The sequence below is a fragment of the Ventrimonas sp. genome (assembly GCF_048380235.1).
In the GTDB taxonomy this organism is placed as follows: domain Bacteria; phylum Bacillota; class Clostridia; order Lachnospirales; family Lachnospiraceae; genus Brotaphodocola.
In genome coordinates this window covers 1-9,448 of the sequence record NZ_DBFCCJ010000070.1, presented here as the reverse complement: position 1 = coordinate 9,448, position 9,448 = coordinate 1, and the positions used below count along the sequence as shown (strand labels likewise).

Below are 9,448 nucleotides of genomic sequence, written 5' to 3'. Positions count from 1 at the left end.
CGGAGACCTGTTGTGTTCCCATCGTCAGGGGGCGTGGCAAATGTGATGAAAGCTGAGTTATATAAATAGGAAGCGTTTGCAGCTTCCTGTTCAAAATCAGATACCATGCGCTGGCAGTTTCGGCTGCCAGCGTATTCATGTGGCTTTGAACAAACACGATGACAAACTTGACAGATTGGAGGAAATATGCTTTATGGAAAAACTTATTACACGAAAAGAAGCAGCAGAAATTTTAGGTATCAGCATTGCAACGCTGGACGCGGCCCGTAACAATGGTCTTATTTCTTATGTGCAATATGTGCAGAATGGCTGTGTGTATTTTACTTCAGCGGGCCTTCAGGAGTATATCGCAAAATGCACCCACAGAGCAAAGCCAGCAGAAAAAAACGCAACTTATCGTAGACCTCGCAGAGCTGGAGTGTGAGTCGATCCGTATCCTTGCTGGAAACGTAATGGTCTGATAAAACATAGATACAGCGCTGGAGTATATTCTTAGGAGGTGGCGGAATTGGCAAAAAGAAAAAGAGCAATTCCACAATACGGTACAGTTACGCTTAACGGCATAGATTATTATAGAACGCGGGTTCAGAACGCAGATGGAAAACTGGTGGCCCTTTATGCGAGAACACCGGAAGAATTATATGATAAAGAGTTGGGAGCATTAGAGCAGATCGACAACGATACATTCTGTCGGAAATCCCCGACGGTTGCAGACTACTGTGAAAAATGGCTTTTGATGCAGTCGGTTCATGTGAGGGCAACCACGCTGATAGATTATACCTCAAAGGTCAGACGGCACATTATAAAAGAACTGGGACAGATGCGGATGGCAGATGTGACACTGGATGACATTCAGCTTGCACTTGTTCCTGTTTCCGAGAAGTCCGCTTCGGTATATAAGTCAGTGGTTATCCTGTATAAATCCATTTTCCGTGCAGCAAAGGAAAGTAAGATTATTGATAACAACCCAACGATTTACCTTACGGCCAAAGGTGGAGGCGTTCCGCAGAAGGACAAAGCTGCATTGACGGATGAACAGGCCACCAGACTGCTGGATGCCATTCAGGGACTTCCGCCGTATGTATTTGTCATGTTAGGGCTGTATGCAGGATTGCGGCGAGAAGAAATTCTTGCCCTAAAATGGGATTCTGTATATCTGGATGTGGATTGCCCTTATTTAACGGTACGCAGGGCATGGCACACGGAAAATAACAGACCGGTGATTCTGGATGAGCTGAAAACGAAAGCCGCGCATCGAAATATTCCGTTGCCGGTTTGCCTGGCGGACTGTCTGAAAGAGACAAAAGCTAATTCACAGTCAGAATATGTGGTGCCGAACCGGGAGGGCGATCCGCTGTCTTACACACAGTTCAAGCGGCTTTGGCAGTACATTGTAACCCGAACAGTCAAGGAGCGTTTCTATTATCGCTACGAGGATGGAAAGCGTGTAAAGCACACGGTTACGCCGGTCCTCGGTGAAAAGGCAGCACATAACGGCAAAGTGATTTACAGTTTGGATTTTGAAGTGACACCGCATCAGCTGCGGCATACATACATTACGAATCTGATTCATTCGTCCGTGGACCCGAAAACGGTTCAATACCTGGCGGGGCATGAGAGTAGTAAAATTACGATGGATATTTACGCAAAGGTCAAATACAACAGACCGGATGAGCTGGTAAGAAAAATGGGTGGTGCATTTGCCCAGTGGGATGCAGCACAGGCATAACAATTATAAAGAGTAGGAAACAAAGCTGGAGCGAGGCAAGGATGTCTCGCTCTTTGTTTTACATAATCCGTATCTTTGATTAAGTGGGTGCTTTCTGATAAAAAGAAGGTGTGAATTTAAGAACACTCATTATCAGGAAAGGAAGATTTGTATGGCTAAGAAAAAACAAAGCGTTCCAGAGTACGGAACGGTTACAAGAAAAGGAACACTGTATTACAGAACCAGAATTACAGATGCCGATGGAAAGCAGGTCAGCTTATATGCGACCACCTGTGAAGAATTATATGAAAAGCAGTTGGAGGCCCGGAGACAGGTGGATGAGATCATCTTTCACCGAAAGCATCCGACAGTTGCCGAGTATTGTGAGAAATGGCTGCTGATGCAATCAGCAAAGGTGTCTGCGGCTACTATAAAAGGATACAGACAGAATATGAAGAATTATGTCATTAGCTCTCTGGGAGATATGTATATGGAGGAAGTGACTGCGGATGATATTCGTCTGGCGCTTGTTCCGCTGTCTCAAAAATCGAAAGGACTGTATGATACGGTAAATATGCTGATTAAGTGTGTGTTTTATTCGGCAGAGCGCAGTCAGCTGATAACCGATAATCCATGTGTGGGAATTTCAGCAAAGGGCGGAAAAGCATCGAAAAAGAAAGATGCCTTAACAGATCAACAGGTTGCGGTTCTGTTGGATACGGTGAAAGAGCTTCCGCCATATCTTTTTATTATGATTGGTTTGTATTCCGGCTTGCGTCGGGAAGAAATTCTTGCATTGCAATGGGATTGTGTATTCCTGGATGAATCCACACCATACATTTCCGTGAGACGTGCATGGCGCGCGGAGCATAACAGGCCGGTGATTTCTACCGTTCTAAAGACAAAAGCAGCTAAAAGGGACATTCCCATTCCGAAGTGCCTGGTGGACTGCCTGCGGGAAGCAAAAGCCAATTCCATATCGGAGTATGTGATTGCGGACAGTGAGGGACAGCCGCTTTCCTATTCTCAGTTTACGAGAGTTTGGCAGTATGTAGTTGTTCGCTCTGCGAAAGAGAGAACTTACTATAAATATGTGAATGGACAGAGCATCAAATATACCGTCAAGCCGACATTAGGAACAACGCAGAGGAACAATCCCAAGATTCGCTATACCCTGAATTTCGATGTAACACCGCACTTGTTGCGGCATACCTACATCACGAATCTGCTCTATGCGGGCGTTGACCCTAAGACAGTTCAGTACCTGGCAGGGCATGAGAATAGTAAGACAACTATGGACATTTACGCGAGGGTCAAGTATAATAAACCAGAGGAACTTTTCGAGGTAGTGAATGATGCTTTGAACCAGGAGAATTTCGATGAAAAATCACCGATTTCTATGGTTAAGGAATAGGACAACCAACAACAGAAAATGCGAAAAAGCCCGTAATATCAAGGAAAAACGCACCATAGAGATGTTTAATACGGTCTCAAAGCCGCTCGTCGCGCTCCGCAGTTCAGCAAGCGATAATCTTCGCGATGGCCATGAGCCATGCGACATCAAATATAAAAAGCTTCGCCCATGCTTGCATGAGGCGGAGCTTTTTTATTTGGTGTCATAGGGCGAAGCCCGTGACCGAGGAAAACCGAAGGTTTTTCGAGGGAAGCAAGGCGAATGGGTGGGAAAATGGTTCAAAAAGCCCGGAAAATCAAGGTTTTCCGGGCTTTTGCTATATCTAAACGGACTGATATGGTTTGACCAAATTTGGCAAAACGAGAGCGATTTGGGGGGTATTTTTGAGGGTGATTTTGGCACTCTCAGACACCGGATTTTTCGCTGGAGGGTTTGGCATAATCTGATCAAATCTGAACAATTAAATACGATTCTAATGCAGGCACTCAGTAACAAATAACTGTGTGTTTTTCGATGAACCTGTCTGATTAACGCAGCGTTGACCTGTGGGGGCGGCTGAGAAGCCGTCCCTTTTACATAGCTAAATGGTTTGTGAATGAATTATTTTGAACTATGAAGCTATGGAATCTGTAGGCGATATCTGATAAAATAGAAAGTAAGAACAGCGATACAAATCGAGATTTGTGGAGAGTCACCGTTATGATTAGAGAATTACAAAGGAATGATATAAATAAAGTTGCAGATATATGGTTGGCTACAAATATAAAGGCACATAATTTTATCTCCGCCCAATACTGGAAAAGCAATTTCAAATCAGTAAAAGAAGCACTGTCACAAGCAGAGGTTTATGTGTATGCGTGTGGTACAGAAATACAGGGCTTTATAGGGTTAAATGATGAATATGTTGAGGGCATTTTTGTTTCTGGTGAAATGCAATCGCAGGGTATAGGTAAAATTCTGCTGAATTATGCAAAGGATAAAAGGAATAAACTGCTCTTGAACGTATACCAAAAGAACGCACGGGCAATATCCTTTTATCAAAGAGAAGGATTTGAGATTCAGCATAGTGGTTTAGATGAGGCTACCGGAGAAAAAGATTATGTAATGACATGGCAACAGAAATAGAAATTCTTGTTTGTCGAAGAGAAAAATCGGGATTGTGCGGAGGAAATTATGAACGAAGAATGCTTGATCTGCAAAGCACCACTTACATATCTCGAAGCCGATATGATGATGGAATGTGAGATATGCCATAAGAAAGAAACTAGCAAGACACGCTGCGTGAACGGACACTATGTATGCAACGAATGCCATACCCAAAGTGTCCTTTTCACCAGAAAGGTCAAGTGCTGTACAGCGATGGCATCAATCCACCGGATGGGATGTGTGGCGTTGCTTGGCAGGTGATTGCTCCCATGGCGCGTCAGTTATCCTTGGGGGAACTGGTTCAGCCGTCTGGCACTTGGCTGAATGATGATACGATTGGTGTGTTCGCCTGTCCAGACGGCATAAAAAAGCCGGGAAGTTGACTCAAATTGTCAATGCCTCACGGCTATTATCATACAGATATTAATATAGTTAGAATCATGGTATATATTTCATTCCCCATTGGGAAATGGCGTAAAAGACCGGCAGCAGATCCCGCCCTTTCTCGGTGAGGGAGTACTCCACGCGCAGAGGCATTTCATTATATTGGATACGCTGAACCAATTCGTCCGCTTCCAGCTCCTTCAGGGCGTTGGTCAGAGCTGTATTGGTAATGGGTTTGAGAACTTTTTTCAGTTCCCCAAACCGCATGGGGCACTTGATGCACAGTTCATAGAGAATTTGGAGTTTCCACTTGCCTTGCAGCATTTGAACCACCGGCGTGACCGGGCAGTTTCCCTCGCCGGTTAGAATGACACTGCCAACCTTTTCTTTGAATTCTTCGTAAGTCATAATTGGATCTTTCCTCGTCTTTTTGCAGTATATTTTTTGATACCAGGTACAAATAATTTGCGTACTTGAACAAAAATTGCTATCAGATATAATAAATATATCACTGGTTGACCATGCAGTCAACGACTGAAATTTCTTAGAAAGGTCTGAATTTTATGAAAGAACTGAACATTATGGAGGCTACTGTTCTGACCTCCCCCAATCCACTGACGCTGATCTGCTCTAAAAAGGAGGATGGTTCTACGAACCTGGCTCCCATTTGCTTTGTGTCTTACCTCTCCTTCAATCCGCCTATGGTGGGCTTCGCCACTGGCAAACAGTCTCATACCGGTAAGCAGGTACGGGAGACCGGCAAAGTCATCGTCACTGTTCCCGGTGAGAGTCTGGCTGGCGCAGTAATGGCCTGCGGAGCGTCTACCGGCGCCAAGACCGACAAGGTGGCCGACAACAACATCGAGATGATGGCTGTGGAGGGCAGTGACATCCAGATTCCGGTGGATACCCGTCTGGCGATGGTGGCCACCCTGCAGCAGTCGGTGGAGGTGGGCGATCATATCCTGCACATCTGTCAGGTGGACAAGTTCCTGGGCGATGAGGACAAGAATGGGCTGTATGCCTGGAACGGCTTCGGGAAAGTTGCGCCTGCGGTAGAAGGCTAAATCTTAAAACGGAAAGGAGGCGTCAGCAGTGGCTGTTTGTATTAAAGACTGTATTCAGAACATGAATCTGGTGATCGGCTGTACGATTGGTTGCAGCTACTGCTACGCCAGAAACAATGTCCGCCGGTTTCACATGATCGACGACTTTGAAAAGCCGGAGTTTTTTCCCAATAAGCTGCGGCTGATGGAGAAAAAGCGCCCACAGAATTTTCTGCTCACCGGCATGAGCGATTTTTCCTACTGGAAGACAGAGTGGCGGGAACAGATATTTGCCAAGATGACTGAAAATCCGCAGCACCAATATCTGTTTTTGACTAAGCGACCGGAAGATATTGTGTTTTCCACTACCCTGGAGAATGCGTGGTTTGGTGTAACTGTTACCTCCAGTAAAGAGAAAAACCGTATCCAGACTTTGCGGGAGCATATCCATGGCGGACACTATCATGTGACCTTTGAACCTATGTTTGATGATGTTGGCATGGTGGACCTTACCGGAATTGAGTGGATCGTCATTGGGACTGAGACCGGACATAGGAAGGGCAAAGTCGTATCGAAACCGGAATGGGTGTGGAATCTGACACATCAGGCCCATGCGCTTGGCATCCCTGTATTTATGAAGGAAGATCTGCTTCCTATCATGGGAGAGGCACAGATGGTACAAGAATTTCCCCCGGCTTTTTACCGGGTATTGGAGGAACAGAAGACATGGCAGAAGTGAAAGAGAGCAGCATTCTGATTCAGGATATAGAAACCAAAAATATTATGACAAAATCCACCTTGCCGGTGGGCGGCTATTCCGTCAATCCTTATGTGGGCTGTACCCATGGCTGCAAATACTGCTACGCCTCGTTTATGAAGCGATTTACCGGGCACACCGAACCGTGGGGTACATTCCTGGATGTGAAACATTGGCCAGCAATCAAAAATCCCCGGAAATACGCCGGACAGCGCGTAGTCATCGGCTCGGTGACTGATGGCTATCTGCCCCAGGAGGCTCAGTTTCAGAACACCCGAAAGCTTCTTGAACAGCTCCGGGGCAGCGAGGCAGAAATTCTCATCTGTACCAAGTCAGACTTGGTAATCCGTGACATCGACCTCCTGAAAGAACTGGGAAAGGTCACGGTTTCCTGGTCGATCAATACGCTGGACGAGGATTTCAAAAACGATATGGACACTGCCGTCAGCATTAAGCGACGGCTGGATGCCATGAAGCAGATCTATGATGCGGGCATTCGCACTGTCTGTTTTATCGCTCCGGTTTTTCCCGGTATCACGGATTTCGAGGCTATCTTCCATCAGGTCAGAAATCAGTGCGACCTGATATGGTTAGAAAATCTAAACCTGCGAGGCGGATTCAAAAAAGACATCCTTGACTATATACGTAAAAAACATCCTGACTTGGTTCCGCTGTACGACGCTATCTACAACAAGAGAGACAGAAGCTACTTCCGTGGTTTGGAGGATCAAGCGGAACGGCTGGCGAAAGAAAACAGCTGTCCCTTCGTGGACAACGAGCTGCCCTACGGACGAGCAGAGCCTGGGCACCCGGTCATTGTGAATTATTTTTACCATGAGGAAGTGCGTGGCTCGGAAAACACCGGGCGACGCAACCCCCAAAAATAATTTGTGAAATAAATGGGTTCTGACATGGAGCTGTGCTTCCATGTCAGAACCTTTTTTAGCATTGTTTACCCATTCAGAAGTTCTCTTATCCCTCTTGGAAGGACTTGTACTCCGTCCATTGCCTTTCGATTTTCCCCGCTCTACAATGCAGACGGAACGATTAAATGTTGCCCTTATCAAGGCACTGGAATGTGCCGATAAAAGCTGCATTTTGCCCAAACAGAAGAACCATTTTCCCAAATAGCAGGATATGGGTTCAAACCGTTGACGGGGACGGTTTTCCTGCGTATGATGAAGATACGATTAAATAAGAATTTAATTGTTTGGCACAAAGTTAATACTCAGAGAGGAGATTTTCAAAATGAAAAAGACTTACAAAATCGATGTGGATTGCGCTAACTGCGCCAACCTGATGGAGGATGCCACCCGCAAGACCAACGGCGTACAGAGCGCTACGGTGAACTTTATGACCCTCAAGATGAACGTGGAGTTCGAGGAAGGTCAGGACCCCAAGGCCTTTATGCAGGAGGTTCGCAAAGCCTGCAAGAAGGTGGAACCCGACTGCGAGATCTTTCTGTAAGCCAGCAAAACGAAATGCCCTGTTGAGCGGCAGCTTGCAGGGCATTCTTTCTCTTAGACAAATAAACGAATAAGCAATCGTGAAAGAGGTAAAACGAAATGCAGGAGTATATCATTAACGGTCTGCTGATCGTGGTGGCTCTGCTGGCCGTGATCCTTCAGATCATCGGCACGCGGCCCTCCGCCGGTATGACCAAAAAACAAAAAGTGATGTTGTGGCGGATTTTGACTGCTGCGGTTCTACTGTTAATTTTGCAGGTCCTGGGCGCAGGTGCATTTGAAGTGTTTGGCGCGGCAGGCCGCTGGGTACGTCTGGCTGTGTTCCTGGTGGATTATCTGGTTATTGGCTACGACATTCTGAAAAAAGCCGGAAAAGGTATCCGTAACAGTCAGGTGTTCGATGAGCACTTTCTGATGGCAGTGGCTACGCTGGGGGCTCTGGCACTGGCCGTATATGAAAACGGCGACTATCTGGAGGCCATCGCGGTGATGTTGTTCTACCAGGTGGGCGAATGGTTTCAGTCCTACGCCGTGGGCAAGAGCCGCCGGAACATCAGTGATCTGATGGACATCCGTCCTGATTATGCCAATATCGAACGGGAGGGAAAACTGGAACAGGTGGGCCCGGACGAAGTGGGGATCGGCACCATTATTGTGGTACAGCCTGGCGAAAAAGTTCCTATTGACGGTATGGTGGTTCAAGGTGAATCGACGTTGAACACTGCCGCGCTCACAGGCGAGAGCTTGCCCCGCGAGATCAAAACCGGGGATGAGATCATCTCTGGCTGTATCAATATGACAGGCTTGCTCCATATCCAGACCACCAAGGAATTTGGCGAGTCCACTGTCTCCAAGATTCTGGATCTGGTGGAGAATGCTTCCTCCCGGAAGTCCAAGTCGGAGGACTTTATCTCCCGCTTTGCCAAGATCTACACTCCTGCGGTGTGCTATGCCGCGCTGGCGCTGGCTGTATTGCCGCCGCTGGTACGGATGTTTGCCATGGGGCTGGATGCAGGCTGGGAGACCTGGGTATACCGGGCACTGACCTTCCTTGTTGCCAGCTGCCCTTGTGCTCTGGTCATCTCCATTCCTCTGTCTTTCTTTGCAGGCATCGGCGGAGCCAGTAAGGCGGGCGTTCTGGTGAAGGGATCCAACTATCTGGAGACCCTATCTCAGACCAAGATCGTGGTATTTGACAAGACCGGTACTCTGACCCAGGGCGTGTTCGAGGTCAACGCCATCCACCACAACGAGATGGACGAACGCAAGCTGGTGGAGTACGCGGCCCTGGCAGAGAGTGCTTCCAGCCATCCCATCAGCAAGAGTTTACAGAAAGCCTACGGTATGGAAATCGACCGTAGCCGGGTGACTGATATTCAGGAACTTAGCGGCAACGGTGTCATCGCTACGGTGGACGGTCATCAGGTGGCAGCTGGTAACGACAAGCTCATGAATCGTCTGGGGGTCCAGGCTATTCCGTGCCACAGCGTAGGCACCATTATTCACATGGCGATTGACGGGAAATAT

At 47.2% G+C, this 9,448-nt stretch carries 11 protein-coding genes; 10 read left to right on the top strand and 1 reads right to left on the bottom strand.

Annotated elements, in window-relative coordinates; all coding sequences use genetic code 11:
• Window positions 1-193 precede the first annotated feature (193 nt).
• The 5 genes from ACMP1L_RS11365 (at window position 194) to ACMP1L_RS11345 (ending at window position 4,651) form a co-directional block, all read left to right on the top strand.
• Complete coding sequence (locus tag ACMP1L_RS11365; RefSeq protein ID WP_054330194.1) at window positions 194-424, top strand: helix-turn-helix domain-containing protein; 231 nt, start codon at window positions 194-196, stop codon at window positions 422-424.
• An 84-nt stretch (window positions 425-508) separates the two neighbouring features.
• Window positions 509-1,729 (top strand): tyrosine-type recombinase/integrase, encoded by a 1,221-nt coding sequence (locus ACMP1L_RS11360; protein ID WP_418453074.1) that lies wholly within the window; start codon window positions 509-511, stop codon window positions 1,727-1,729.
• A 151-nt stretch (window positions 1,730-1,880) separates the two neighbouring features.
• A complete protein-coding gene (locus ACMP1L_RS11355) occupies window positions 1,881-3,122 on the top strand; it encodes a tyrosine-type recombinase/integrase (protein ID WP_117822103.1) in 1,242 nt (413 codons plus the stop codon).
• A 699-nt stretch (window positions 3,123-3,821) separates the two neighbouring features.
• Window positions 3,822-4,247 (top strand): GNAT family N-acetyltransferase, encoded by a 426-nt coding sequence (locus tag ACMP1L_RS11350; protein ID WP_418453073.1) that lies wholly within the window; start codon window positions 3,822-3,824, stop codon window positions 4,245-4,247.
• A gap of 173 nt (window positions 4,248-4,420) precedes the next feature.
• Entirely contained in the window at window positions 4,421-4,651 is a 231-nt protein-coding gene (locus tag ACMP1L_RS11345; protein ID WP_418453072.1) for a TIGR04076 family protein, read from the top strand.
• 55 nt (window positions 4,652-4,706) lie between these two features.
• Here the strand turns inward: ACMP1L_RS11345 and ACMP1L_RS11340 are convergent, their stop codons facing one another.
• A complete protein-coding gene (locus tag ACMP1L_RS11340) occupies window positions 4,707-5,060 on the bottom strand; it encodes a winged helix-turn-helix transcriptional regulator (RefSeq protein WP_055187091.1) in 354 nt (117 codons plus the stop codon).
• A gap of 155 nt (window positions 5,061-5,215) precedes the next feature.
• Here ACMP1L_RS11340 and ACMP1L_RS11335 point away from each other — a divergent pair, with 155 nt between their 5' ends.
• From ACMP1L_RS11335 to ACMP1L_RS11315, 5 genes are all read left to right on the top strand, one after another.
• Complete coding sequence (locus ACMP1L_RS11335; protein WP_118733397.1) at window positions 5,216-5,719, top strand: flavin reductase family protein; 504 nt, start codon at window positions 5,216-5,218, stop codon at window positions 5,717-5,719.
• A gap of 28 nt (window positions 5,720-5,747) precedes the next feature.
• Complete coding sequence (locus ACMP1L_RS11330; RefSeq protein ID WP_118561304.1) at window positions 5,748-6,437, top strand: radical SAM mobile pair protein A; 690 nt, start codon at window positions 5,748-5,750, stop codon at window positions 6,435-6,437.
• On the top strand, window positions 6,425-7,342 hold the full coding sequence (locus tag ACMP1L_RS11325; protein WP_418453071.1) for a radical SAM mobile pair protein B: 918 nt from the start codon (window positions 6,425-6,427) through the stop codon (window positions 7,340-7,342). Before ACMP1L_RS11330 ends, ACMP1L_RS11325 begins: the two co-directional genes overlap by 13 nt.
• A 361-nt stretch (window positions 7,343-7,703) precedes the next feature.
• Window positions 7,704-7,922 carry a cation transporter gene (locus tag ACMP1L_RS11320; protein WP_418453070.1) on the top strand — a complete coding sequence of 73 codons (219 nt, stop codon included), beginning with the start codon at window positions 7,704-7,706 and terminating at the stop codon, window positions 7,920-7,922.
• 188 nt (window positions 7,923-8,110) lie between these two features.
• A partial coding sequence (locus ACMP1L_RS11315; protein ID WP_475544544.1) for an HAD-IC family P-type ATPase occupies window positions 8,111-9,448 on the top strand: 1,338 nt, incomplete at its 3' end.